Genomic DNA, 26124 nt, shown 5'->3' on the forward strand with positions numbered 1-26124 from the left:
TAAGTAATTTTCTATTTAAAAATTATTTAACTATCTAACTTGAAAAAAGTCAATTCATATTATATTATTTTATTGTTGATGCTAAGCTCTTTTGGGCTTTTTGCACAACCCTATTATAATAATTGGATTAACTATTCTCAACAATATTATAAGTTTAAAATTGCTGAAACCGGGCTGTTTCGCATAGATGCAACCTCGCTAATTAATGCTGGAATTCCAATAGCATCAATTGACCCTAGAAATATTCAGATTTTTGGAAGAGGACAAGAAATTCCTTTATACATAGAAGGAGAAAATGATGGTGTTTTTGATGTGAATGATTTTATAGAGTTTTATGCTCAACATAATGATGGTTGGTTTGATGAAGATTTTTATGGAGGATCATCAAATCATCCCAACCCTTATTATAGTTTAATTAATGATACAGCTGCTTATTTTATTACCTGGAATAATTCGATTACAAATTCAAGGGTAATTTTGGAAAATGACACAAATTATTTGTCTTATACACCAAAACAATTTTTCACTAAGCAGTATATAGAGGATTATCATTCGTCTTATTTTACAGGTAAAACACTTGTAATTGGAGGCGCTTCTGAAAATTTATTTGGTTACGACCCTACAGAAGGTTGGTTTGATAATGTTTTTAGTCTAGGGCAAACTAGAACTAAAACGATTGCAACGCCAAATATTTATGATAATGGATTAACGGCAAATATAGCAGCAGTTGTGCTTGGTGCATCAAATTATGCACCGGTAATAAACGACCATCATTTACAAGTTCAATTAGGCTCACAGGTTTTAGATACGATTTATGAAGGGTATGAGAAAATTGATATTTCGTTTAGTATTCCCACTTCAGAAATTAATTTATCTAACAATGTAAGTTTTAAAAGTATAAATGATTTAGGGAGCACTGTAGATAGACAAACAATAGCATATGTTAAGTTTGAATATCCTCATTCAGTCGACTTAAATGGAGCGAATTTATTTGATAACCTTTTTGTTGAAGATGATTTAGGTCAGCCTAAGTCATATTATCAGTTTTCTAATTTATCTGGTTCAGGGAATATTGTTTTTTATGACTTAACAAATCAAAAACGAATTAAAGTTAACCAAAGCGGAGGAACTTATAATTGTTTAATTCCGAACTCTGGAAATCAAAAAAAGTGTATAATCGGATTTGCTTCTGAGATAGATACAGTTTCTTTTATTGAGCCAGTTAATGGTAGTGGGTTTTTTACAGATTATAATTCAATTAATCTAGATACCGCATTTATTATCATTACCCATCCAAAACTGTTAAATGAAGCAAACAACTATGCTGCATATAGGTTAACTAATTTTAATAATCCAGAAAATGCAGTTGTTTTTAATATTGAAGAACTATATGATCAATTTGCTTATGGAATAGAACAACATCCTTATGCTATAAGAGGATTTGTTGATTTTATTCTAGATAATTGGACTTCAACACCTAAGTATTTATTTTTATTAGGAAAATCAGTAAAATCAACTAGTACTAGAAATAGTAGTTTAAATTTTGAAAAAAACTTAGTGCCTTCATTTGGACATCCTGCATCCGATATGATGTTAACTGCCGGCCTAAATGGAACCATACATCAATCACCAATACCTATGGGAAGGTTAGCTGCTTTATCAGAAACTGAAGTGCAATGGTATTTAAATAAAATTGTAGATTATGAAAATCCCATTCCAAACCCTCTTACCTCGCCAAATGGTGAAACAGATTGGATGAAAAAGGTATTACATTTTGCTGGAGGACAGTCAATTTCTGATGCTAATTTATTTATGGCCTATTTAAACGGATTTAAAAACACGCTTGAAGATACGCTGTTTGGGGGAGATGTTTATTCTTTTGCAAAATCAACTTCTGCGCCTATTCAAATCTCTATGACGGATTCAATTAATCAATTTATTGCAAATGGGGTCTCTCTAATGACATTTTTTGGTCATGCATCAGCAACAGGAGGATTTGATCAAAATATTGATGAAGCTGCTAATTGGCCAGAACAAAATGGGAAATACCCATTTTTATTAGGGAATGCCTGTTTGGCTGGAGATATTCACTTGCCAACGGCAAATAGTATAAGCGAAGACTATGTGTTAATTGAAGATAAGGGGGTTATCGGTTTTCTAGCTTCTGTTGATTTTGGGTTGTCTTCTTATTTAAATAGTTATTCTTCAGAGTTTTATAAAAATTTAAGTTATAAAAATTATGGAGGATCTGTTGGCGAGCATATAAAAAATACAATTGAGTATGTGCAGGGGGCTGGAAGTAATATATATGTTACATCTACTGTTCTAGGAATGACTTTACATGGAGACCCTTCTGTGGTAATTAATTCTTTTCCTAAACCTGATTACATGATTAATCAAAATTCGGTTTACTTTACACCGTCAGTTGTAACATCGGATTTAGATTCGTTTGAAGTCAATATTGTTATTGCAAACCTTGGTAGATCAACAAACTCAAATATTATAGTAGAGTTAACTCGAATATTTCCTAATTCATCATTTAATGACACTATTTATTTGAAGACAATACCTGGTGTAGATTACAAAGACACCATTACGTTTACATTGCCCGTTGATGTAATTAGGGGATTAGGAACAAATACTTTTAGTGTTTATGTTGATGCTTTAAATCAAGTTGATGAAATACATGAAACAAATAATCAAGTAACTACACAGTTGAATATTTTGTCAGGAGAAATTATTCCAATCTTTCCTTATAAATATGCAATTGTTCCAAACCAGAACTTAACATTAACAGCATCTACTGCATTACCATTTGAACCATCAAAGAATTATAGATTTGAAGTTGATACCACAGATTATTTTAATAGTCCTTTAAAGCAAAGTACAATCATAAATCAGTCTGGGGGTATAATATCATGGTCGCCAAGTTTATTGCAAAATATGTCAGATAGTACAGTTTATTTTTGGAGAGTAGGAAAAGATTCTGTTGATGCAACTGGTTATGGCTGGCGAAAGATGTCATTTCAATATATTAAAGATAAATCTGGATGGGGGCAAGCACATTTTTTTCAATTTGAACCTGACGAATTTCAATTTTTAAAACATAATAGATCAACAAGAAGATTTGAATTTGTTCCCAATATTAAAGAATTAAAGGTAACAACAAAGGTGGCCAATGGACTAAGTGAATTTTGGGATATAGGTTATAAAATTGATGGATTTACAATTGGAAATAATGGGTGGTTGGCTAGCAGTTCAATTCATGTTGCTGTTATGGATTCTTTGTCTGTTGATTATTGGCGATCAGATGAGAGGGATTTTGGGCATGTGAATTATGGAATTACAAAACCTGGGTTTTTTATTTTTAGACAAAATGATCCTGTTCAAATGACGGCATTGGCTAATATGCTAAATGATAGTATTCCTCAGAATAATTATGTTGCTATTTGGTCTTTTTACTCAACGGGATTTTCAAGTTATGCTACTTTACCAAATGATGTTAGAACTGCCTTTCAGAATTTAGGAGCCATAAATTTGCCTGCAATACAAGATAGTTTGGCATTTATTTTATTTGCTCAAAAAGGTAATCCAGCTTCAGCTATTGAAATAATAGCTGACTCTACAGAGCAAGACTATATGACGTTAAATAAAACAATAACAACCACGTCGAATTATGCTAATATTTATTCTGAAACATTTGGTCCAGCAACAAGTTGGGACTCATTATCATGGAGAGTAAATAATTTAGAATATCCATCAAAAGATAGTTCTATTTTAAATGTTTTTGGAGTTGATAATGCAGGTAATGAAACACTATTAATTAATAACTTGCCAACTGACTCTTCAGATATTTTGATTAATGACAATGTAGATGCATCGGTTTATCCTTATTTAAGACTGAATGCATTTTTATCAGATGATTCTTTATATACCGCTCCTCAATTAAATAGATGGCAAGTTACTTATGCCGATATTCCAGAAGCTGCTTTAGATCCTAAAATATATTTTCAGTTTTATAACGATACTGTTCAAGAAGGAGAAAATATACAATTAAGTATAGTTATAAAAAATATTAGTGATGTTGATATGGATAGTTTATTAATATCATTTTCCGTTTTAGATAGAAATAATAATATTCATACTTTACCATATCCTAGACAAAAACCACTTTTGGTTGATAGTGTTATTATTGCTTCTATTCAGTTTTCGACAATTGGATTTCAAGGCTTGAACAAGTTATTGGTAGATGTAAACCCAAATAATGATCAATTAGAAAAATACCATTTTAATAATGTTGCAGAAATTCCTTTTTATGTGGGAAGGGATAATGTTAATCCAATTTTAGATGTTACTTTCGATGGTGTTCATATTTTAAATGGAGATATTGTTTCGCCAAAATCAGAAATAGTAATAGAACTAACCGATGAAAATCAATATTTAGCCTTAGATGATACAACTGATTATTCTGTTTATTTAACAAGACCAAGTGATGGCGAAAAACGAATTTACTTTAACCAGTCAGGTGTTCAAAAAATGAGTTTTATTCCAGCATCATTACCTAAAAATAAATCTAAAATAATATTTCCAGGCGATTTTCCGGTTGATGGTACTTATAAGTTGAGAGTACAAGCAAATGATAAGTCAGACAATCAATCAGGAAGAGTCGATTATACTATCGATTTTGAAGTTGTTAATCAGTCAAGCATTACAAATATTTTAAACTATCCAAATCCTTTTTCCACTGCAACTAAGTTTGTTTTTACGTTAACAGGAAGTGAAATTCCTACAGTTTTTAAAATACAAATAATGACCATTACAGGTAAAGTAGTAAGAGAAATTCATAAAGATGAATTTGGTCCTATTAGAATAGGTAGAAATATTAGTGAATTTACCTGGGACGGAACAGATACTTATGGAGATAGATTAGCTAATGGATTATACTTGTATAAAGTATTTACAAAAATTGATTCAGATAATATTGATCATAGAGATACAAGTGCTGATAATTACTTTAAGAAAGGTCTTGGAAAAATGTACTTGTTTAGATGATAAAAAGAATTACTCTTCTTTTAACTTTAATTTTTAGTTTAATTAATTTGGGTTATTCTCAAGTCGATTTCACTTTAACTACAGATTCAACTGATATAAATGATTATTATACAGAATACCCTGAGAAATTATTGTTGAAATTTGGTACTACAATTAAATCTAATAAGCTTCAAATTATAAATAATAATAGTAATCAAAAAGCAAAGTTTGCTCCTGCAGCAACAACGAGTTTGGGAGGAGGAGTTAATTATAAATGGTTTGGACTTTCTTTAGCTTTTGGATTACCTAGTAGTTCAGAGAGCAATTCAAAATATGGTCAAACCCGAAGGTTTGATGCTCAATTTAATATTTATACTAATAGGTTTGGAGTAGATGCTATTTTTCAAAATTATCAAGGGTTTTATTTAGAAAATCCATCTGCATTTACTACTTGGGATAAAGAAGAGTTTCCTCAACTACCATATATGCAATCTGCGTCGTTAGGTGTCGGAGGTTACTATTTTTTCAATCATAAAAAGTTTTCGTATAAAGCTGCTTATGTTAGAAATACTGTGCAAAAGAAAAGTGCAGGTAGTTTTTTGGTTGGAGGCTATTATAGTTTAGATTATGCAGGTTTTGAAGAAGGAGCTTATGATAGGGACTCTATAACTAGTTTTATTCCAAAGGACTTACCAAAAAATGTTATTGATTCATTTGATATTAAGGCCTTTTCATCAAGTAGCTTTGGGGTTTCTTTTGGCTATACTTATACTTTAGTTTTTTGGAAAAAATTCTTCATAAATCTATCATTAGCTCCAGGTTTTGGGGCTAAAAATTTAAAAGTATTTAATAGTGATGGTGAAAATGATACAAAATCAGGAGTAGTTTCCCGTTTAACTTTAAGAGTAGCTTCAGGGTATGAGGGGAAGCACTTCTTGTCAGGATTTACTTCATATATTAGAACTGCTGATATTGAATTTAATCAATACGATATTAGTCCAAGTACTAGTAATGTTAAATTTTTTGTAGCTAAGCGCTTTAATGTAAATAAGAACAAGTAATTCAATTACTTTGTATAATAAACAATAAAGCTAACATTTTACTGTTTACAATTTCAAGAGAGGTCAATTTTCGAAAGCATCCATAATCGTATTTTAGCTTAGTATTTAAATAAATAATTATGTTATCTAACTTTTTATTACAAATAAATGTTGCTGGAACTCCTGCTTTAAATGAAGTAGAAAATGTAGTTTCAGAAGAAAAAACACTAACTATTTGGCAGCTTGTAAGTTCAGGAGGTGTGGGAGGGGCAATTATTATGATTGCGCTATTAATTCTTTCGATATTAGCAGTTTATATTATTGTTGAGCGCTATTTGTCAATTAAAAAAGCAAGTAAAGAAGATGCAAATTTTATGAATCAAATCAAAGACTTTATTTTGGATGGAAAGATAGATGCTGCACAGAGTTTATGCAAGAGCAATTCTTCTCCAGTTGCAAAGATGATAGAAAAAGGAATTAGTAGAATAGGAAAACCCTTAAGTGATATTGGTACTGCAGTTGAAAATACTGCAAAATTAGAACTGAATAAACTCGAAAAGAATTTATCAACCCTTGCTACAATTTCAGGTGCAGCTCCTATGATAGGTTTTTTAGGAACTGTAATAGGAATGATTATGGTGTTTCATAAAATGGCGTCAGCTGGTGGAAATATTGACGTAGAAATGCTTTCAGAAGGAATTTATACTGCTATGGTTACAACTGTTGCAGGACTTATAGTTGGAATTGTTGCCTATATAGGATATAACTTACTGGTTGCTAAAATGGAAAAAATTGTTTTCATTATGGAAGCTAGAACAACCGAATTTTTAGATATTTTACATGAACCTGCAGTATAATGGCAATTCGATCAAAAAATAAAGTAAGTACTAATTTTAATATGTCGAGTATGACCGACATAGTGTTTTTGTTATTAATATTTTTTGTTATTACGTCAACCTTAATTAGTCCAAATGCATTAAAGTTACTTTTGCCTAAAAGTTCAAGTAAAACGCTAAGTAAACAAACGGTATCTGTTTCAATAACGAAAGATTTTCAATATTTCATTAATCAAGATGCAGTAAGCTTTGATCAAATTGAGCCCAATTTAAAACAAATGCTGGTTGGCGAAGTTGATCCAGGAATAATATTGCATGTTGAGAAAAGTGTTCCTATAGAAGAAGCGGTGAAAGTAATGGATATTGCTAATAGAAACAAATATAAGTTAGTATTAGCTACTGCTCCACAGTAATTTTATGGAAAACTAATATATCTGCATCTATAAACTAAATGGAAGTTATTCAAGATAATAATAGTAGAAAAGGCTTAATTGTAACAATTTTGTTTCATACGCTATTACTCTTGTTATTTTTATTTGTTGGAATGGCTTATCCAGACCCTCCACCTCCAGAGGAGGGAATAACAATAAACTTTGGGACTAGTGATGAAGGTTCAGGAGATGTTCAGCCAGAAAACCCAACTGAAACTTCAGAAAACATAGAAAAAGAAAATGTTGAAGCTGAAACAACAACTGCTTCTAATATTGCTGAAGAACAAGTGGTTACTCAAAATACAACAGAAACAATAAATGTAAATGCAAGTGAGAATACTACTCAAGAATCTGAAACGGTAGTTGAAGAGCAATCTACATCTCAAAATTTATCAGAAGCCTTAAATGCCTTTAATAACAATAGCTCATCAAGTAATGCAAATGAAGGAGAAACAGGAAATCCTGGAGACCAAGGAAGTTTAGATGGAGATCCAAATAGTTCAAATCATACAGGTGGAGGAATTGGTAATGGAGTAAGTTATTCTTTGGCAGGCAGAAGTATGTTAAGCACACCTAAAATTAATGATAACTCTCAAGAGCAGGGCAAAGTGGTAGTTGATATCGTAGTAGATAAAACAGGAAAAGTAATAAAAGCTACTCCAGGTGGTAGAGGTTCAACAACAACAAGTCCTTTGTTGTATAAAAAGGCATTAGATGCGGCATTAAAAACAAAATTTAATGCAAAACCAGATTTAATTGGAGACCAAAAAGGGCAAATGACATTTGTTTTCATATTGAATTAATGACCTATCAAGAAACACTCGATTATTTATTCAGTCAGTTGCCAATGTATCAAAGAATTGGTAATGCTGCTTATAAAGTAGACTTAGATAACACCATAAAGCTTTGTGCTCTTCTAGGAAACCCTCAAGATCAGTTTAAAAGTGTTCATATTGCCGGGACTAACGGTAAAGGATCTACTTCACATATGTTGGCTTCAGTTATGCAAGAAGCTGATTATAAGGTTGGGTTATATACTTCTCCGCATTTAAAAGATTTTAGAGAGCGAATAAAGATTAATGGAGAAATGATTAGTGAAGAGGATGTAGTTCTTTTTGTAGAAGAATATAAGTCTCGTTTTGAAAAAATTAACCTTTCATTTTTTGAATGGACTGTTGGTTTAGCGTTCTATTATTTTGCCAAAAATAAAGTTGATATTGCAATTATAGAAACAGGGCTAGGAGGTAGATTGGATTCAACGAATGTAGTTAAACCTGAAGTTTCAGTAATTACTAATATAGGAATTGATCATACTCAATTTTTAGGAGACACTCTACCTAAAATTGCATTCGAAAAAGCAGGGATTATTAAAAATAATATACCCGTAGTTATAGGGGAGACGCAAGATGAAGTAAAAAATGTTTTTGTTGATACAGCAAAAGAAAAAGTTACACCTATCTATTTTGCTGATAATGAAATAAAGAATAGCATTGCAACCAGTTTAAAAGGGGAATATCAAAAAAAGAATGTTAAAACAGTTTTAGCAACCTTAGCTGAATTAAAGAAAATAGGGTGGAAAATAGCTATTGAAAATATTGAGAGAGGTTTAGAAAATGTAGTTAAAAATACTGGCTTGTTAGGTCGCTGGCAAACAATAAGCCATTCTCCACTTATAATTTGCGATACAGGACATAATGAAGCAGGAGTTAAAGAAATAGTGTTACAATTGAATAAAACAACTTATAATAACCTACACTTTGTTTTTGGAGTAGTTAATGACAAATCTGTAGATAACATATTAGATTTATTGCCAAAATCAGCTACTTACTATTTGTGTCAAGCTAAAATTCCAAGAGCCTTAGCTATTGATGAATTAGAAATTTTATTTAAAGCAAAAAAACTAAAGTATGTAAAATGTGAATCTGTAATAAATGCGTTAAATGTTGCAAAAAAAGAAGCTCTTGAAAATGATTTAATTTTTGTTGGAGGTAGTACTTTTGTTGTTGCGGAGGTCGTTTAGGTAAAATTTAAAGAAATAAAAAAGGGTAGAACTAAGTTCTACCCTTTTTTATTTCTACTAATATAAATTAGTGAGCTTCTTCTTCGTGAGTTTCCTCAGCAGCAGCTTCTTCAGTAGCTTCTTCAGCAACAACTTCTTCAGTAGCTTCTTCAGTAGCTTCTACTTCAGCAGTTTCTTCTTCGATTGCTTCTTCCATTGAGTCAAATAACTCATTTACAGCAGCAGCAGCTTCTGCTTCAGCAGCAGCTTTTTCTTCTTCAGATGGTCCACAAGCAACAAGGCTAAAAATACCTGCTACCATTAACATTGTAAGTAACTTTTTCATTTTGATTAAGTTTATTATTATTAGGTTATTGATTACTGTTTATTAGTGTGCATGATCTTCGTGAGCTTCTTCTTCAGTAGCTTCTTCTTCAGTAGCTTCTTCTTCAGTAGCTTCTTCTTCAACAACTTCTTCAGTAGCAACTTCTTCAGTAGCAACTTCTTCTATTGCTTCTTCCATGCTACCCATCATTTCTTCTACCATTGCAGCAGCTTCTGCTTCAGCAGCAGCTTTTTCTTCTTCAGATGGTCCACAAGCAACAAGACTAAAGATACCTGCTACCATCAACATTGTAAGTAATTTTTTCATTTTTTTTATTTATTAGTTAGGTTGATGCAAATATATTATAATATATTAATACTTACAACTTTAAATATTGGATTATTTATTCTCATCTAAAATCACGCCCAGAAGGGTTTCACCAACTGCTTTAAGGGTGTTTTTGTCTATTACATCCATGTTATCATTGTGTGTATGCCAAGAATGATGAAAGCTTCCTGTGTTTCTATCGAAATGAATAATGTCTATACTCGGAATGTTAGCGATTTCGTTTATGTATTTATGATCATCAGTAACTTGAAAACCAAATTGCTGACTTACAAAATGATTTCCGTGACCTAGTTCTGAAGCTTTGCCCCAAACTTTTCTAACAATATTTGGCGCATAATTCATAGATATTGCCTCTTGAGTAAAGTTAGCATTTGCTGAACCAACCATGTCTAATAGGATTCCATATTCAGCTTTATAGTTTGGTTTATGTGGGTTTTTAGCCCAATATTGAGAGCCCAAACACCAAGAATCACCATTGTATTGTGTTGTCATTCCAGATGATGGTTCACCGTAATCTTCTGCATCAAAAAATATAATATCTACTCCAATATTTGGATTTTGTATGGTTAATTGTCTTGCAACTTCAAGTAAAATTCCAACACCACTAGCTCCATCATTAGCTCCCAAAATAGGTTTAGTCATATCTTTAGAGTCTTGATCTGCAAAAGGACGACTATCCCAATGAGCGAATAATAAAATTCTTCGTTCTAATTCAGGTTTAAATTCTCCAATAATATTTTTTATGGTTATTGCTTTTTTATTAAATGTAGTTGCTTTTCCAGTTTGAATAAATGAATTCAACCCAAAACTAGATAGTTTGTCTTTTAAAAAGTCAGCACATTTACCATGAGCTTCATTATTTGGAAATCGTGGGCCAAAATCTACTTGTTGTTGAACATAAAAGTATGCTGAATCTGAGTTGAAATCAGGAGCAATAATTGGTTTTTTTTCAATAGGCTTTTCAGTTTCTACTATTGTTTCTTTTTTCTTTTTATCTCCTTCACAACCAAATAAAATAATAGAAGTCGAGATGATAATTAATAATTTATTTTTCATAATTCCAAATTGAACCTTCAGGATTGTCTTTTATGGTGATGTTAATTTTTCCTAATTCATCTCTAATAAAATCAGCTGTAGCATAATCTTTATTTTCTTTAGCATTTTTTCTTAGATTTAATACTACTTCCATAACACTATCTGCTATATCTGAATTAGAATTTATTTCTTCATTTTTCAAACCTAAAATTTCGAAAACGAAAGTGTGAAAGTGATTTTTTAATTTTTCTAAATCACTTTTGGTAATAGTTTCTTTTTCTTCAATTAACAGATTGATTGTTTTTACGCCATCAAACATGTTTGCAATTGTAATTGGAGTATTAAAATCATCATCCATACTTTTTTTACAATTTGCTATAATAGTATCTATCTCTATAGAAGAGTTGTTTGAAGCTTTTATTCGATCAAGATTTTCAATAGCAATCATTAATCGTTTTAATCCTTTTTCAGATGCTTGAAGTGCTTCGTTTGAAAAATCAACAGTGCTTCTATAGTTAGCCTGAAGAAAGAAGAAGCGAACAGTCATTGGAGAATAACCTTTGTCTAATAAAGGGTGCTTCCCGGTAATAAGTTCCATTGGGAGAAAAGAATTTCCTAATGATTTACTCATTTTCGATCCATTAACTGTAAGCATATTTCCATGCATCCAATATTTTACTGGGTTAATTCCATCTGCTCCAACAGATTGTGCAATTTCACATTCGTGATGAGGAAATTTCAAATCCATACCTCCGCCATGAATGTCAAATTCTTTACCCAAATATTTGGTGCTCATTACAGAACACTCTAAATGCCATCCAGGAACTCCAATTCCCCATGGAGAATTCCATTTCATTATAGTTTCTTTACTTGCTTTTTTCCATATTGCAAAATCAGCAAAAAAACGTTTTTCATTTCCGCCTTCTAAATTTTCTCTGGTTTGTTCTAATAGTTCATCTATTTTTCTTCCAGAAAGTTCTCCGTAATTATGAGTTGAGCTGTATTTTTTTACATCAAAATAAACAGAACCATTAACTTCATATCCAAAGCCATTGTCAATAATTTGTTGAATCATTTCTATTTGTTCAATAATATGAGCAGTTGCAGTAGGTTCTATACTAGGCGGAATTAAATTGAATAAATTTGTAGTAGAATGAAACCCATTTGTATATTTTTGAACTATCTCCATAGGTTCAATTTTTTCCAATCTAGCTCTTTTTTCTATTTTATCTTCTCCTTCATCAGCATCATCAATTAGGTGTCCTACATCTGTTATATTTCTTACATATCTAACATTATAGCCCAAGTGAATTAAATATCGATAAACAATGTCAAAAGTTAAAAATGTACGGATATTTCCTAAGTGAGCATCACTATAAACTGTAGGTCCACAAACATACATTCCAACGTGAGGAGGATTGATAGGTGTAAATTTTTCTTTTTTTCCTGTCAGGCTATTGTATAAGTGAAGATTTGATGATAACATGTTTTAAACGTATTTATTTTGTAAAAATAGATTTTTCATTTTAATCAAAATAAAAAACCCAACAAGATTTCTTGTTGGGTTTTTATTTATTATTAATGTTTTTTTATTCTTTAGGAAGTGGAGCATCTCCAATATATCTTCCTGATTTGAATTTTTTAATTTTTAATAAAATTCCATTTTCATCATAAAGATATAATTGTCCTTCCATTAATCTATAGTTTTTGAAAAATCCAGATTTAGAAATTTGTTTGTTTTGGTTATACATAGTGTGTTCACCATTACCATCAAAAATTCCCATATTTACTTTATCTTCAGAAGATACTTTAACAACTTCAACCGGAGCTTTAGCTAATTCTTCAGCTTCAGTATCTTTAATTGGATTTTTTGGTTCGAAAGTTTGAGTGTTTGCTACGTCAATAGTACCTCCATTAAAAGCTTTTTTGGCTTTAATATCTCCATTTTCAAAGTATTCTGTAATAACACCATCTTCTTTTCCCCCAGCCCAATTTCCTTCAATCATTAATTGGCCATTTTCATAGTAATATTCTTGCTTACCATCTCTTTTTCCCGTTTCATTAAAAGTAAAAGCTTGAGCAAGCTGTCCGTTTTCATGGAATCGCTTGAATTGACCAGTATTTCTGTTGTTTTTCCAAGCTCCTTCTTCTTCTAATTGACCGTTTTCGTAATATGTTTTATAATAACCATTTGGTCTACTATTTACATATGCAATTTCACTTTTTACTTTACCATTAGCAAAGAAAAATTTCCAAATACCTTGCTTTCTACTGCTTTCATAATTTCCTTCTTCGACTACTTGGTCAGGTTCATAGCCAGGTAATTTTTTCATTTTACCGAAAATTCGCCAAAATCCTTGTTTTAAATTGTTCTCATCAATCATGTTGATGGTATCACCGTTACTCACCTCGAAAGATTGAGCAGTGCTAATACTGCAAATAAAAATTAGGATTATAATGTATATTAATTTTTTCATTCTAAATGGTAACTTGAATTTACAAAAATAAATATAAAAAATTAACTTTTAAAGTTTTATATGTTTTAGCTAAATAGTAATATATATTCGATAAAGACGAACTAATTACATATTACGTTGCTTTACTATTTTAGGTTACAATGTTTTTTAAGTTTTTTATCATGTCTGCAGACATGGATTCCAAATTATATTCTGGATACCAATTCCAATCTTTTTTGGAATTAGTATCATCAATAGATTGAGGCCATGAATCTGCAATTTTTTGTCGAAAATCTTCTTTATAAGAGATAGAAAATGAAGGAATATATTTTTTTATTTCGCTTGAAATATCTTCAGGGTTAAAACTAATTCCAGCTAAGTTATAACTCGACCGAATTTTAATGTTTTCCGAAGGAGCTTGCATAATTTGGATAGTAGCTTTAATTGCGTCAGCCATATACATCATTGGTAATCTTGTGCTTTTGTTTAAAAAGCACTCATATTTTTGATGCTTAATTGCTTGATGAAAAATATCTACTGCATAATCTGTAGTTCCTCCTCCTGGAAGCGATTTATATCCAATTAAGCCTGGGTAACGAATGCTTCTAACATCAACTCCATATTTTTCGTTGTAGTATTCACACCATCTTTCTCCAGCTTGTTTACTAATGCCATAAACAGTAGATGGTTCCATTATTGTGTATTGAGGAGTATTTTCTCTTGGAGTAGTTGGTCCAAATACGGCAATTGAACTTGGCCAGAATATTTTTTTGATAATACCATCTTTTGCTAGATTAAGGACGTTGAATAAGCTATTCATATTTAACTCCCATGCAAATTCAGGATTTTTTTCGGCTGTGGCTGATAAAAGAGCAGCAAGAAGGTATATTTCTTTTACATTGTGTTTTTCAACAATTTTTAAAAGTTGTTCTTTGTTTAATATGTCTAAAACTTCAAATGGACCATTTTGAACATTTTGGGGTTCTTTTATGTCTGATGCAATTACTTTATCATTACCAAATTGATTTCGAAGTTCTTCTACTAATTCTGTACCGATTTGACCTGATGATCCAATTACTAAAATGGTTTCTGACATAATTTTATATTTTCAGCAAAAATAATAAAATAGGGAGAATAACTGACTTCTATTTAAAAGCTTTTAACAGTGTTAGAGTACTTTTATTTGAATAATATTCATAGGGCATGCATGTGCTGCTTTTGCATTATTATCATATTCGTCTTCAGTAACTCGAACTGTAAATATCCCTTTTTTTTCATCCCCTCCAATCATGGTTACTTTTCCGTCTTTTTTAGACATACGCCATCTCTCTGGAGCAAATTCAACACAATAATTGCATCCAATACACCTTTTTCTGAGATGCGAAATTACTACTATTTGATTAGGACTATGCCTCGACAAGTTTATAAAGTTTATCAGATGAACGAATAGTATAATCTATTGGAAAAGTAATTTCTTGACCTTTAAAAGCTTCTTCAACTTGTTTGTCGTCGGTCATTAAACTAGTTATTTCTGTTTCTACAGCCCCAGTTGTTGGTCCTGTAACTAATATTTTATCTCCAATTTTCAAAGAATGCGATTCCAATTTAAATTGACCAATTTTTGGTTTAGGAAAATAATGCTCACCTTTTCCAATATATACTTTTTTTTGTGTTGCGGATGAACCTGATTTATTGGTCCATTCGCCTAATTCTTGACCTAAATAATAACCACCCCAGAAACCTCTGTTGTAAACAGTTCCAAGCCTTGCCATCCATTCTGCTACTTTTTCTTCTGAGTAAGAGTTGTCTTGTACTGCATCTATTGCTTCTCTGTAGCATTTAATTACCGTTGCAACGTATTCAGGAGCTCGGCCTCGTCCTTCAATTTTTAATACAGAAATGCCAGAATTAATTAATTCATCTAAGAAGTTGATTGTGCACAAATCTTTTGGAGACATAATATATTCGTTGTCAATTTCTAATTCATGTCCGTCTTCTAAGTCAATAACTTTATATTGTTTTCTACAGTTTTGATTGCATGCCCCTCTATTTGCAGAGGAATTTTGAGTGTGTAAACTCAAATAGCACTTTCCAGAAACAGCCATGCATAATGCTCCATGACCAAAAACTTCAATTTCTACTTGTTTACCATTTGGGCCACAAATATTATCTTTTTCAACCCCTTCACATATTGATTTTATTTGACGTAAACTTAATTCTCTAGAAAGAACCATAACGTCAGCAAACAAAGAATAGAATCTAACTGTTTCAATGTTGGTTATGTTTACTTGAGTAGAGATGTGTACTTCAACATTTTGTGAACGGGCATAGCCAATTACTGCTTGGTCTGAAGCGATAATTGCTGTAATGCCTGTTTCTTTAACTCTATTTACAACTGTTTTTACGATAGATAGATCGTGGTCATAAACAATCGTGTTTAAAGTGAGGTAAGTTTTAACACCTCTTTCACTACATCTTTTTGAAATTTCTTCTAAGTCACCTAAAGTAAAATTCATAGTAGCTCTGGCACGCATGTTTAATTGGTCCACACCAAAATAAACAGAGTCAGCACCATTGTCTAAAGCTGCTTGAAGGGCTTCAAAGCCTCCAGCAGGAGCCATTAATTCAATTTTTTTATTCATCAATTAAATAAATTAAAAGACAAAATTAATGGAAAACAATAAAAGTAAATATGATTTTTGTTTGGATAAATCCTGACGGATTAGTTTTTGGTAATCTTTTTAGGTCTTAAACTCTTTTTGTACCCCATTAGCCCTTTCTTTTCTCTTTCAGCTCTAATTTTTTGCTGTTCTTCTATAGGTAGTTTTATTATTGTTTTACATTCTTCAGAGCAACATCCTTCATGTTCTTCTTTACAATTGCTACATTGTATGAAAAGCATGTTGCAATCTAAATATTCGCAATTAGTGTGGTCATCGCAAGGTTCTCCACATTGGTGGCAAGAGCTAATAATATCATCAGAAATTCGTTCTCCTCTTCTTTCATCAAACACAAAATTTTTCCCAATAAATTTACTTTCTAGACCTTCTTTATCTATTTGACGCGCATAATCAATAATACCTCCGTGTAATTGATTTACATCTTGAAATCCTTCATGTCTTAAAAATGCACTTGTTTTTTCGCAACGAATTCCGCCAGTACAATAAAGTAGAATTTTTTTGTCTTCATTGCCTTTAAGTTTTTCTTTAATTTTAGGTAGATCCTCTCTAAATGTATCTGATTCTGCACAAAGGGCACCTTTAAAATGTCCAATTTCATGCTCATAATGATTTCTAACGTCAACAACAATAGTGTTAGGGTCGTCCATGTATTTATTCCATTCAGATGCAGTTAAATGTTTGCCAACATTGGATGTGTCGTAACTATTGTCATCCATCCCGTCTGCTAAAATCTTCTTTCTAACTTTAATAGTTAACTTTAAAAATGACTTTCCATCATCCTCAACAGCAATTTTAAGAGGGACATCTTTTAGGTAATCGTAATCTTCTAATGAGCGTGTAAATTTTTCCCAGTTTGGTTCGGGGACTGAAAACTGAGCGTTTATACCTTCGTGAGCAATATAAATTCTTCCTCTTACATTTAACTCAATCCACTTAGTGAAAAGTTCATCTCTAAAAATTTGAGGATTTTTTATGTCAACATACCTATAAAGAGAAACCGTAATTCTTTTAAACGATTCGTTTTGAATTTCCTTTTCTAGTTCTTCTCTTCCGTATTTATTAAATAAAGTAGGTTTTTTAGTTTTCATAGCTATTTGTAAAAGCTCATTTTGGTAAAAAAGAGGTGTTTAAACTACCTCTTTTTTTATAATATCAATATTTAATTCTTCTAATTGTTCTTTACTGATTGGAGAAGGAGAATCAATCATCACATCTCTACCATTATTGTTTTTAGGAAATGCGATAAAATCTCTGATTGTTTCTTGGCCACCGAATAAAGCACAAAGTCTATCAAATCCTAAAGCAATTCCACCATGAGGAGGAGCACCATATTCAAAGGCATTCATTAAAAAGCCAAATTGTGCTTGTGCTTCATCTTTGCTAAACCCTAATAAATCAAACATTCTTGATTGTACAGCCCTATCATGAATACGAATTGAGCCACCACCAATCTCAGTTCCGTTTAATACTAAATCGTAAGCATTAGCTCTTACTTTTCCTGGGTCAGTATCTAGTAGTCCAATATCTTCTTTTTTAGGAGAGGTAAAAGGGTGGTGCATTGCGTGATAACGACCACTTTCTTCATCCCATTCTAAAAGAGGGAAATCATAAACCCATAACGGAGCATAAATATTAGGGTTACGTAATCCTAGTTCATTTCCTAAGTGTAAACGTAAAGTGTTCATTTGGTTTTGAGTAGCTGTTTTATCACCACTTAATACTAAAATTAAATCACCAGCTTTAGCACCACACTTGTCTGCCCAAGCTTTTAAATCTTCTTCACTGTAAAATTTATCTACTGATGATTTGAAAGTGCCATCTTCATTGCATTTTACATAGATTAATCCTTTAGCACCAATTTGTGGACGTTTTACAAAATCAACTAATTTGTCTAACTCTTTTCGAGTATATGTTGAGCAATCTTCAGCAACAATAGCTATAACACTTTCTGCGTCATCAAAAATTGCGAAACCTTTATTTTTAACAACTTCGTTTATATAGTTGAATGTCATTCCAAATCGAATGTCTGGTTTGTCGCAACCATAATTTTCCATTGCATCAGCATAGCTCATTCGTGGGAATGAATCAAATTCAATACCTTTTGTTATTTGAAACAAATGAACCATCATTGCCTCAAAAGTGTTCAAAATATCTTCCTGATCTACAAAAGCCATTTCACAGTCAATTTGAGTAAACTCTGGTTGACGATCAGCTCTTAAATCTTCATCTCTAAAACAACGAACTATTTGATAATAACGGTCATAACCACTAACCATTAAAAGTTGTTTGAATGTTTGTGGAGATTGAGGTAAAGCATAAAACTGGTTAGGATTCATTCTGCTAGGCACCACAAAATCTCTAGCTCCTTCAGGTGTAGATTTGATTAAATAAGGAGTCTCAATTTCAAAAAAATTAATGCTATCTAAATATTTTCTAATTTCTATAGATAGTTTATGTCTTAATTTTAAAGCTTCTTGAAGTGGTTTTCTTCTTAAATCTAAATAGCGATATTGCATACGCAACTCTTCACCACCATCAGTATTATCCTCAATCGTAAAAGGAGGGGTTTTACTTTTGTTTAAAACAGTTATAGACTGAACAGCTATTTCAATTTCACCTGTTGGGATGTTTTTGTTTTTACTTTCACGTTCAATTACTTTTCCTGTAACTTGAATTACATCTTCTCTTCCTAAATCTTTAGCTATTTTTAAAAGTTCTTCACCACATACTAATTGAGTTATTCCATAACGGTCTCTTAAATCAACAAAGGTCATAGCACCCATTTCTCTTGATTTCTGTACCCATCCACAAAGTGTAACTTCTTTATTGATATCTTCTATTCTTAACTCTCCGTTAGTATGCGATCTATACATTTTAGTAATTTTTTGAAGGGCAAAAGTAATAAAAAATGCCTGCTATTTTAGCAGGCATTTGCCGATAATATTTTAGATTTTATTTTATTGATAAGTTGGGAATAATCCTCTAAGCCCCATGTCAACAACTGTGTCTCCAGGATTAACTCCATCTGATGGTTCAAAGTAACCATCATTATTGATGTCTCTCCATTCAAAACTATTATTGGTAGATAAATTAATGTTAACGGTAATGTCTGTTGTTTCGTTTCCCGAAATAGTTAATGGAGTCGGAAAATTACCAGTTACAACACAGCTTCCTGAAGGAATAGGGGAAGTGTTTGAAATTGGATTTGGAACAGTTGTTCCTAGAGATTGGCCTTCACTAATATAAGTATTGCCTAATACATTTGTTTCAAATCCCCAATATCCTTGTAGCTTATTTCCATTTACACTTATGTTTTCAGAATTTATTACATAGCTAGTAATATAAGTATTAAAACCAACGAATGAAGCTAGCCTACCAGTTTGTAATCCAAATCCAGGAACTAAAAATTTGATGTCGTAGTTCTGGTAAGTTAAAGAAACCCTTAACCATTTGTATGTTCCAGCAGATACTTGAGAAAGAGGAATGGTATAGAACACTTCTCCTTGACCTTTTGTTCTTGCTTGACTAAAATCTACTGCATCAGATCCTCCGATAGATGTTTCAGCGCCATGATAAACAATTTCTCCATTTCCTAAAGCTGTTAAGCTATCTGGAGCAAATTCAATGTAATGAGCACTCATTTTATGGAAAACAGGAGATTGTGCTGAATTACCTGTAGGAATTGTTGATGGGTTACCTAAATTATCTAATCGAGCGAGTGTTGAATCAAAATATAGTTTAAATATCAAATTAGGCCCGCTTTGAGTTGATGTAGTTGGAGTAACTGTTGGAGAGGGAGAGTCATCTTTACTACAGCTAACAAAACCAATTGCTGCAATTAAAATAATTGAAAAATATTTCATGTTTATTGTTTTTGATTAATAATCAAATATAAGTTTAAAGATTTGAAAATGAATTGGTTTGATAAAAATGATAAAATTGATAGCAAAGCGCTAAATTTTAACAAGCTTTAAATTTGTGAAAAAGTTTAAGAACTCTTAATTTCGTGTCTCGAAACAGCAAGTTGGGATATCCTATCTGGGATAATGTGAAGTTGGTAAGAGTATTTATCCATAATAAGCTGTGTTTATTAAATTTATTTATTAATCACTTAAACGTATTATTATGAATATGTATCAAGATTATCTAAAAGAAATTGAATTTCGGAAACTACAAGGACTTCAACCTAAACCAGTTGATGCTGCTGAATTATTAAGCGAAATTATTGCTCAAATTAAAGATGTAAATAATGAATATAGAGCAGAATCTTTAAACTTTTTTATTTACAACGTTTTACCAGGAACTACAAGTGCTGCAGAAGTGAAAGCTAAATTCTTAAAAGAAATTATTCTTGGAGAATCTGTTGTTGAAGAAATTACTCCAGCATCTGCTTTTGAGCAGTTGTCACATATGAAAGGAGGCCCATCAATTAAGGTGTTATTAGACTTAGTGATTGATGGTAATGATATTGCTATTGCTCAAGAGGCAGCAAAAGTGTTAAAAACACAAGTATTTTTATACGAAGCAGATTTAGAGCGATTAGAGGGTGCGTATAAGCAAGGATGCCCTATTTCAAAAGATATTATTGAGAGTTATGCAAATGCAGAGTTCTTTACAAAATTACCAGAACTTGAAGAGAAAATTGATGTAGTAACTTATATTGCTGGAGTCGGAGATATTTCAACAGATTTACTTTCTCCAGGAGGTGATGCACATTCAAGGTCTGATAGAGAGTTACACGGACAATGTTTATTTGAGCATAATAAAGATATGCAAAATGAATTATTGGCATTAAAGGAAAAACATCCAGATAAACGTGTAATGTTAATTGCAGAAAAAGGAACAATGGGGGTTGGGTCTTCAAGAATGTCGGGAGTAAATAATGTAGCGCTTTGGACAGGTGTTAAAGCTAGTCCTTATGTTCCATTTATAAATATTGCGCCTGTAATTGCGGGAACAAATGGGATTTCACCAATTTTCTTAACTACAGTTGGTGTGACAGGAGGAATAGGTTTAGACCTTAAAAACTGGGTAAAGCAAAAAGATGCTGATGGGAAAACTATTGTTGATGAAGATGGCGAACCAGTTTTAAAACAAGAATATTCTGTTGAGACAGGAACTGTTTTAACAATCAACACAAAAACTAAGAAACTTTATAACGGAGATAAAGAATTAAAAGATATTTCTGCTGCATTTACTCCTCAGAAAATGGAGTTTATGAAAGCTGGAGGTTCTTACGCTGTTGTTTTCGGTAAAAAAGTACAAACATTTGCATGTAAAGCTTTAGGAATTGATGTGCCTCAAGTTTATGCTGCTTCAAAAGAGATTTCTGTTGATGGTCAAGGATTGACAGCAGTAGAAAAAATATTTAATAAAAATGCTGTAGGAACAACTCCAGGGAAAACGCTACATTCAGGTTCTGATGTACGTGTTGAAGTTAATATTGTAGGTTCGCAAGATACAACAGGATTAATGACTTCTCAAGAACTAGAAATGATGGCTGCTACTGTTATTTCTCCAATTGTTGATGCTGGTTACCAATCTGGATGTCATACTGCTTCGGTTTGGGATGATAAGTCTAAAGCTAATATTCCAAGGTTGATGAAATTTATGAATGACTTTGGTTTGATTACAGGTCGTGACCCTAAAGGTAAATACCACGCAATGACAGATGTTATTCACAAGGTATTAAACGATTTAGCAGTTGATGATTGGGATGTTATCATCGGAGGAGATTCACATACACGTATGTCTAAAGGAGTTGCTTTTGGAGCAGATTCAGGAACGGTTGCTTTAGCACTAGCAACAGGTGAGGCTACTATGCCAATACCTGAATCAGTAAAAGTTACTTTTAAAGGAGATATGAGAAGCTTTATGGATTTTAGAGATGTGGTTCATGCAACTCAACAACAGATGTTAAAACAGTTTGGTGGAGAAAATGTTTTCCAAGGAAGAATTATTGAGGTTCATCTTGGAACACTTGAGGCTGACCAAGCATTTACATTTACTGATTGGACTGCAGAGATGAAAGCTAAGGCTTCAATTTGTATTTCGGAAGACGAGACACTGATTGAATCATTAGAAATTGCAAAAGGTCGTATCCAAATAATGATTGATAAAGGCATGGATAACGATAAGCAAGTTTTACAAGGATTAATTAATAAAGCAAATAAGAGAATTGCTGAAATTAAATCAGGCGAAAACCCAGCTTTAAGACCTGATGCTAATGCTAAATATCATGCTGAAGTAGTAATTGATTTAGATGAAATTGCAGAGCCAATGATTGCAGATCCAGATGTAAATAATGAAGATGTTTCTAAGCGTTATACACACGACACTATTAGACCTTTATCTTTTTATGGGGGAACTAAAAAAGTTGATTTAGGTTTTGTTGGATCATGTATGGTACACAAAGGAGATATGCAAATTTTAGCTCAAATGCTAAAGAATATTGAAGAGCAACAAGGTAAAGTTGAATTTAAAGCACCATTAGTGGTAGCTCCTCCAACTTATAATATTGTTGATGAGTTAAAAGCTGAAGGCGATTGGGAGGTATTGGCAAAATATTCAGGATTTGAGTTTGATGACAATGCGCCAAAAGGATCTGCTCGTACAAAATATGAAAACATGATGTACTTGGAGCGCCCTGGCTGTAACCTTTGTATGGGTAACCAAGAAAAGGCTGAACCAGGAGATACTGTAATGGCAACTTCTACTCGTTTATTTCAAGGAAGAGTCGTTAAAGATTCTGGAGAGAAGAAAGGGGAGTCTTTATTGTCATCTACTCCAGTTGTTGTTTTATCAACAATTTTAGGTAGAACGCCTACTATGGAAGAATATGAAGCTGCTGTAGACGGAATAGTATTAACTAAGTTTAAACCATCTACTAAGCAACTGGTAAAATAATTGAAGTATAGTTAATTCTAATAAAAAAGCCCAACTCATTGAGTTGGGCTTTTTTATTTAATGATAATATGAAAATGGTTTAATAAACCTTCAATATTTTCTTTAATCATTACTAAAGTGATCAAATACAATTTTTGCTCTTTGCTTGTTTACTGCTGTTTCTAATTCTTTTAAAGTTGCTTTTTTTATGCGGGCAACAGATTTAAATTTCCAGAGTAATTGTTGTGCAGTTTTAAAACCTATGCCTTCAATTTTATCTAATTCAGAAGTAATAGCAGCTTTACTTCTTTTGTTTCTGTGGTGAGTAATTCCAAAACGATGCGCTTCGTTTCTTAAATATTGGATTACTTTAAGTGATTCCGATTTTTTATCAATATACAAAGGAATAGAATCACCAGGAAAATAGATTTCTTCTAGCTTTTTAGCAATACCAATAATGGTAATTTTTCCTCGTAAATTTAGTTTGTCTAAGCTTTTTAAAGCAGAACTCAATTGTCCTTTTCCTCCATCAATTATTATTAGCTGAGGTAAGGGTTCATCCTCATCTAACAATCTTTTATATCTTCGGTAAACAACCTCTTCCATGCTCGCAAAATCATCTGGTCCTTCAACAGTTTTTATGTTAAAATGGCGATAATCTCGTTTGCTAGGTTTGGCATCTTTAAATACCACACATGCTGCTACCGGGTTTGTTCCTTGAATGTTTGAGTTGTCAAAACATTCAATATGAACTGGTTTAACTGGCATTCGTAAATCTTTTTGCATTCGTTCCAAAATTCTGTCAGAATGTTTGGTAGGATTTACATTTGCTTTTTGTTTGTTTCTTTCTAAACGGAAGTACTTGGCATTTCGCTCAGAGAGGTCTAATAATTGTTTTTTATCTCCTCGCTGAGGTACAGTAAACTTGATGTTTTCATCAGCTAAGTCGGGTTTAAAAGGTACGATTACTTCTTTCGACTCACTATCAAATCGGACTCTTAATTCAGCAATTCCTATCTGAAGTAATTCGTCATCTGTTTCATCCAATTTCTTTTTTAATTCAATGGTGTGCCCTTGAATAATTGCTCCATTTATTACTTTTAAATAGTTTACGAAGCCATATTTTTCATCACTAATAATAGAAAAAACATCTACATCATTAATTGTTGGACTTACTACAACGGATTTGCTTTGGTAATTTTCTAGTGTTTCAATTTTCTCTTTTATCTGTTGCGCTTTTTCAAATTGTAGTTTGTCAGCATATTCTTTCATTAAAGGTTTAAGGTGTTTTGTAACACTGTTAATATTTCCTTTAATGATATTTTTAATTTCGTTTATTGAGGTGTTGTAGTCATCTTCTGATTGCTCATCGATACATGGACCTTTACAGTTTCCAATATGATATTCTAAGCAAACTTTAAACTTTTCGTTTGCAATATTTTCTTCCGATAAATTGTAGTTACAATTTCGAATAGGATAAAGTTGTCTAATTAAATCCAAGATTGTATTCATCATTCTAACCGATGCATATGGACCAAAATATTCGGAACCATCTCTTATTATATTTCTGGTAGAGAAAATTCTTGGAAAGCGTTCATTTTTAATACAAATCCATGGGTAAGTTTTATCATCTTTTAGTAAAATGTTGTACTTCGGTTGATATTTTTTAATGAGGTTATTTTCTAAAAGTAGGGCTTCAATCTCTGTTTCAACAACAATTATTTTTATGTCAGCAATTTGTCGAACTAAAATAGCTGTTTTACCATTTTCATGGTTTTTAGTAAAATAAGAGGTTACTCTTTTTTTTAAGTTTTTAGCTTTACCTACATAAAGAATAATACCCTCTGTATTATAATACTGATAAACACCAGGTTTGTTGGGTAAGTTTTTTATGATATTATTCAGACTCATTAATTTTCAAAATTAATTATAATCAAATTGTATAAAGAAATTTATATATTTATTGTTTGTTACTAAAGCAACTTGTTGTTTTACTTTTTCGTATATGTTAATTAATGAGTAAAATATTTACATTTTTAATAGTCATTTTATCGTTTCAAATCGCTTATTCTGACTGCACCTCTAATGGTACAGGAGGTGGTCAATGGGACGATGCTTCTTCTTGGAGTTGTAGTCCAGAATCTGCGCCACCCACAAATCCAAGTTGCCCCACAACTATAACCATACTTGCAACTGATAGTATTTATATAGATTCACAAACAGATTTGGTTAGTTGTGGGCCAATAACTATAGTTGTGTATGGCCAAGTACAATTTAAGAATGGAGTAAAGTTAAAGCTTGCTGATGGGTCTTCATTCGAACTTAAACCTGATGCAACCATTTATCCAGGAAGTGGGGGAGGTAGTTCTAATTATTTGGAGATAGGAGGTAATGAAGTTTGGACTGCTGCTGATGGAGCAAAAGAAGGGCCTCTAACATATACTAGTGGAGGTGTTTTGCCAATAAGATTAGTAAGTTTTGAAGCTAACACTAATGATGATAAAGTTGATTTAAAGTGGATTACAGCAGCTGAGGTAAATAATGATTTTTTTACAATTGAAAAAAGTAAAGATGCTAAAAGTTGGGAAGTGTTAAATGCTGTTTCTGGTGCAGGAAATAGTAATGTTTTTATAGAGTATTTTGATTCCGATTATTCTCCTTTTAAAGGTGTGTCCTATTATCGTTTGAAGCAAACTGATTTTGATGGTAACTACTCATACTCAGATATTGTGCCCGTTAAGTATGTGAAAAATTATAAAGATGGAAGCATTAGTTTGTTCCCAAATCCAGTAAGAAGAGGAGAAGAAGTTAAGATTAGCTTTGATGATATATTTGAAGAAAAGATACTTGTTGTGTTGAGGGATGCTAAAGGACAAGAGTTTTTTTCTAAAGTAATACTAAATATTGAAGATGGCGTTTTGACAGCAATTCCAATAGATTATTCATTAAATTCAGGAGTTTATCTTGTTACGGCAAGTTCTGAAAATCAAATGTATAGCCAAAAATTATTGGTAAAATAGTTGGGGAATAAAATTTTATCATTTAAATTTATTTTAC

Annotated in this window: 20 protein-coding genes; 8 read left to right on the forward strand and 12 right to left on the reverse strand. The window is 32.0% G+C overall.

Annotation, left to right across the window (positions count from 1 at the left end; genetic code table 11):
* The first annotated feature begins 39 nt into the window (after nucleotides 1-39).
* The 6 genes from porU2 (at nucleotide 40) to FRY74_RS12290 (ending at nucleotide 9358) form a co-directional block, all read left to right on the forward strand.
* A complete protein-coding gene (gene porU2 / locus FRY74_RS12265) occupies nucleotides 40-5052 on the forward strand; it encodes a putative type IX secretion system sortase PorU2 (RefSeq protein WP_147102024.1) in 5013 nt (1670 codons plus the stop codon).
* The gene (locus FRY74_RS12270; RefSeq protein ID WP_147102026.1) at nucleotides 5049-6092 is read left to right on the forward strand and encodes a DUF4421 family protein; all 1044 of its coding nucleotides are present in this window, start codon (nucleotides 5049-5051) and stop codon (nucleotides 6090-6092) included. The genes porU2 and FRY74_RS12270 overlap by 4 nt, the downstream gene beginning before the upstream one ends.
* Before the next feature lie 119 nt (nucleotides 6093-6211).
* Nucleotides 6212-6928: a MotA/TolQ/ExbB proton channel family protein gene (locus tag FRY74_RS12275; RefSeq protein WP_147102028.1), complete on the forward strand. Its 717-nt coding sequence runs from the start codon at nucleotides 6212-6214 to the stop codon at nucleotides 6926-6928.
* The gene (locus FRY74_RS12280; protein ID WP_147102031.1) at nucleotides 6928-7320 is read left to right on the forward strand and encodes an ExbD/TolR family protein; all 393 of its coding nucleotides are present in this window, start codon (nucleotides 6928-6930) and stop codon (nucleotides 7318-7320) included. The genes FRY74_RS12275 and FRY74_RS12280 overlap by 1 nt, the downstream gene beginning before the upstream one ends.
* A gap of 38 nt (nucleotides 7321-7358) precedes the next feature.
* Complete coding sequence (locus tag FRY74_RS12285; RefSeq protein WP_147102033.1) at nucleotides 7359-8141, forward strand: hypothetical protein; 783 nt, start codon at nucleotides 7359-7361, stop codon at nucleotides 8139-8141.
* A complete protein-coding gene (locus FRY74_RS12290; protein WP_147102035.1) occupies nucleotides 8141-9358 on the forward strand; it encodes a bifunctional folylpolyglutamate synthase/dihydrofolate synthase in 1218 nt (405 codons plus the stop codon). Before FRY74_RS12285 ends, FRY74_RS12290 begins: the two co-directional genes overlap by 1 nt.
* A 67-nt stretch (nucleotides 9359-9425) precedes the next feature.
* Here FRY74_RS12290 and FRY74_RS12295 read toward each other — a convergent pair whose 3' ends face one another.
* The 11 genes from FRY74_RS12295 to FRY74_RS12345 all read right to left on the reverse strand — a co-directional run bounded on the left by FRY74_RS12295 (nucleotide 9426) and on the right by FRY74_RS12345 (nucleotide 20045).
* The gene (locus FRY74_RS12295) at nucleotides 9426-9683 is read right to left on the reverse strand and encodes a hypothetical protein (RefSeq protein ID WP_147102037.1); all 258 of its coding nucleotides are present in this window, start codon (nucleotides 9681-9683) and stop codon (nucleotides 9426-9428) included.
* Between the two features lie 42 nt (nucleotides 9684-9725).
* On the reverse strand, nucleotides 9726-9989 hold the full coding sequence (locus FRY74_RS12300) for a hypothetical protein (RefSeq protein ID WP_147102039.1): 264 nt from the start codon (nucleotides 9987-9989) through the stop codon (nucleotides 9726-9728).
* A gap of 72 nt (nucleotides 9990-10061) precedes the next feature.
* Nucleotides 10062-11066, reverse strand: a complete 1005-nt coding sequence (locus FRY74_RS12305) for a M28 family peptidase (protein WP_147102041.1) — start codon at nucleotides 11064-11066, stop codon at nucleotides 10062-10064.
* Nucleotides 11056-12531: a cysteine--tRNA ligase gene (cysS, locus tag FRY74_RS12310; RefSeq protein WP_147102043.1), complete on the reverse strand. Its 1476-nt coding sequence runs from the start codon at nucleotides 12529-12531 to the stop codon at nucleotides 11056-11058. The genes FRY74_RS12305 and cysS overlap by 11 nt, the downstream gene beginning before the upstream one ends.
* A gap of 103 nt (nucleotides 12532-12634) precedes the next feature.
* Complete coding sequence (locus FRY74_RS12315) at nucleotides 12635-13522, reverse strand: toxin-antitoxin system YwqK family antitoxin (RefSeq protein WP_147102045.1); 888 nt, start codon at nucleotides 13520-13522, stop codon at nucleotides 12635-12637.
* A gap of 130 nt (nucleotides 13523-13652) precedes the next feature.
* Nucleotides 13653-14597, reverse strand: a complete 945-nt coding sequence (locus FRY74_RS12320; RefSeq protein WP_147102047.1) for an NAD-dependent epimerase/dehydratase family protein — start codon at nucleotides 14595-14597, stop codon at nucleotides 13653-13655.
* Nucleotides 14598-14669: 72 nt separating this feature from the next.
* Nucleotides 14670-14897, reverse strand: a complete 228-nt coding sequence (locus FRY74_RS12325; RefSeq protein ID WP_147102082.1) for a ferredoxin — start codon at nucleotides 14895-14897, stop codon at nucleotides 14670-14672.
* Nucleotides 14898-14907: 10 nt separating this feature from the next.
* Complete coding sequence (locus tag FRY74_RS12330) at nucleotides 14908-16143, reverse strand: peptidase U32 family protein (protein ID WP_147102049.1); 1236 nt, start codon at nucleotides 16141-16143, stop codon at nucleotides 14908-14910.
* An 80-nt stretch (nucleotides 16144-16223) separates the two neighbouring features.
* Nucleotides 16224-17270 (reverse strand): oxygen-dependent tRNA uridine(34) hydroxylase TrhO, encoded by a 1047-nt coding sequence (trhO, locus tag FRY74_RS12335; protein WP_147102051.1) that lies wholly within the window; start codon nucleotides 17268-17270, stop codon nucleotides 16224-16226.
* A gap of 39 nt (nucleotides 17271-17309) precedes the next feature.
* Entirely contained in the window at nucleotides 17310-19055 is a 1746-nt protein-coding gene (aspS, locus tag FRY74_RS12340) for an aspartate--tRNA ligase (RefSeq protein ID WP_147102053.1), read from the reverse strand.
* A gap of 84 nt (nucleotides 19056-19139) precedes the next feature.
* Nucleotides 19140-20045: a hypothetical protein gene (locus FRY74_RS12345; RefSeq protein ID WP_147102055.1), complete on the reverse strand. Its 906-nt coding sequence runs from the start codon at nucleotides 20043-20045 to the stop codon at nucleotides 19140-19142.
* A gap of 262 nt (nucleotides 20046-20307) precedes the next feature.
* On the opposite strand from FRY74_RS12345, the gene FRY74_RS12350 reads away from it, so the two are divergent.
* Entirely contained in the window at nucleotides 20308-23088 is a 2781-nt protein-coding gene (locus FRY74_RS12350) for a bifunctional aconitate hydratase 2/2-methylisocitrate dehydratase (RefSeq protein ID WP_147102057.1), read from the forward strand.
* Between the two features lie 102 nt (nucleotides 23089-23190).
* On the opposite strand, the gene uvrC is transcribed toward FRY74_RS12350, so the two are convergent.
* Nucleotides 23191-24978, reverse strand: coding sequence for an excinuclease ABC subunit UvrC (gene uvrC / locus FRY74_RS12355; RefSeq protein ID WP_147102059.1), 1788 nt, complete (start codon nucleotides 24976-24978; stop codon nucleotides 23191-23193).
* A 104-nt stretch (nucleotides 24979-25082) separates the two neighbouring features.
* Between uvrC and FRY74_RS12360 the strand changes: the two genes are divergently transcribed.
* Nucleotides 25083-26087, forward strand: a complete 1005-nt coding sequence (locus FRY74_RS12360) for a T9SS type A sorting domain-containing protein (RefSeq protein ID WP_147102061.1) — start codon at nucleotides 25083-25085, stop codon at nucleotides 26085-26087.
* The last annotated feature ends 37 nt before the right edge of the window (nucleotides 26088-26124 follow it).

The organism is Vicingus serpentipes (genome assembly GCF_007993035.1).
GTDB lineage: Bacteria > Bacteroidota > Bacteroidia > Flavobacteriales_E > Vicingaceae > Vicingus > Vicingus serpentipes.

Excerpts from the sequence above, each read along its gene's own strand:
- FRY74_RS12280 (WP_147102031.1), top strand. The coding sequence starts at position 6,928 with ATGGCAATTCGATCAAAAAATAAAGTAAGTACTAATTTTAATATGTCG.
- FRY74_RS12275 (WP_147102028.1), top strand. The coding sequence starts at position 6,212 with ATGTTATCTAACTTTTTATTACAAATAAATGTTGCTGGAACTCCTGCT.
- FRY74_RS12360 (WP_147102061.1), top strand. The coding sequence starts at position 25,083 with ATGAGTAAAATATTTACATTTTTAATAGTCATTTTATCGTTTCAAATC.
- uvrC (WP_147102059.1), bottom strand. The coding sequence starts at position 24,978 with ATGAGTCTGAATAATATCATAAAAAACTTACCCAACAAACCTGGTGTT.
- FRY74_RS12300 (WP_147102039.1), bottom strand. The coding sequence starts at position 9,989 with ATGAAAAAATTACTTACAATGTTGATGGTAGCAGGTATCTTTAGTCTT.
- FRY74_RS12290 (WP_147102035.1), top strand. The coding sequence starts at position 8,141 with ATGACCTATCAAGAAACACTCGATTATTTATTCAGTCAGTTGCCAATG.
- FRY74_RS12315 (WP_147102045.1), bottom strand. The coding sequence starts at position 13,522 with ATGAAAAAATTAATATACATTATAATCCTAATTTTTATTTGCAGTATT.
- FRY74_RS12285 (WP_147102033.1), top strand. The coding sequence starts at position 7,359 with ATGGAAGTTATTCAAGATAATAATAGTAGAAAAGGCTTAATTGTAACA.
- FRY74_RS12350 (WP_147102057.1), top strand. The coding sequence starts at position 20,308 with ATGAATATGTATCAAGATTATCTAAAAGAAATTGAATTTCGGAAACTA.
- FRY74_RS12320 (WP_147102047.1), bottom strand. The coding sequence starts at position 14,597 with ATGTCAGAAACCATTTTAGTAATTGGATCATCAGGTCAAATCGGTACA.
- aspS (WP_147102053.1), bottom strand. The coding sequence starts at position 19,055 with ATGTATAGATCGCATACTAACGGAGAGTTAAGAATAGAAGATATCAAT.
- FRY74_RS12270 (WP_147102026.1), top strand. The coding sequence starts at position 5,049 with ATGATAAAAAGAATTACTCTTCTTTTAACTTTAATTTTTAGTTTAATT.
- FRY74_RS12330 (WP_147102049.1), bottom strand. The coding sequence starts at position 16,143 with ATGAATAAAAAAATTGAATTAATGGCTCCTGCTGGAGGCTTTGAAGCC.
- FRY74_RS12345 (WP_147102055.1), bottom strand. The coding sequence starts at position 20,045 with ATGAAATATTTTTCAATTATTTTAATTGCAGCAATTGGTTTTGTTAGC.
- FRY74_RS12305 (WP_147102041.1), bottom strand. The coding sequence starts at position 11,066 with ATGAAAAATAAATTATTAATTATCATCTCGACTTCTATTATTTTATTT.
- trhO (WP_147102051.1), bottom strand. The coding sequence starts at position 17,270 with ATGAAAACTAAAAAACCTACTTTATTTAATAAATACGGAAGAGAAGAA.
- FRY74_RS12295 (WP_147102037.1), bottom strand. The coding sequence starts at position 9,683 with ATGAAAAAGTTACTTACAATGTTAATGGTAGCAGGTATTTTTAGCCTT.
- cysS (WP_147102043.1), bottom strand. The coding sequence starts at position 12,531 with ATGTTATCATCAAATCTTCACTTATACAATAGCCTGACAGGAAAAAAA.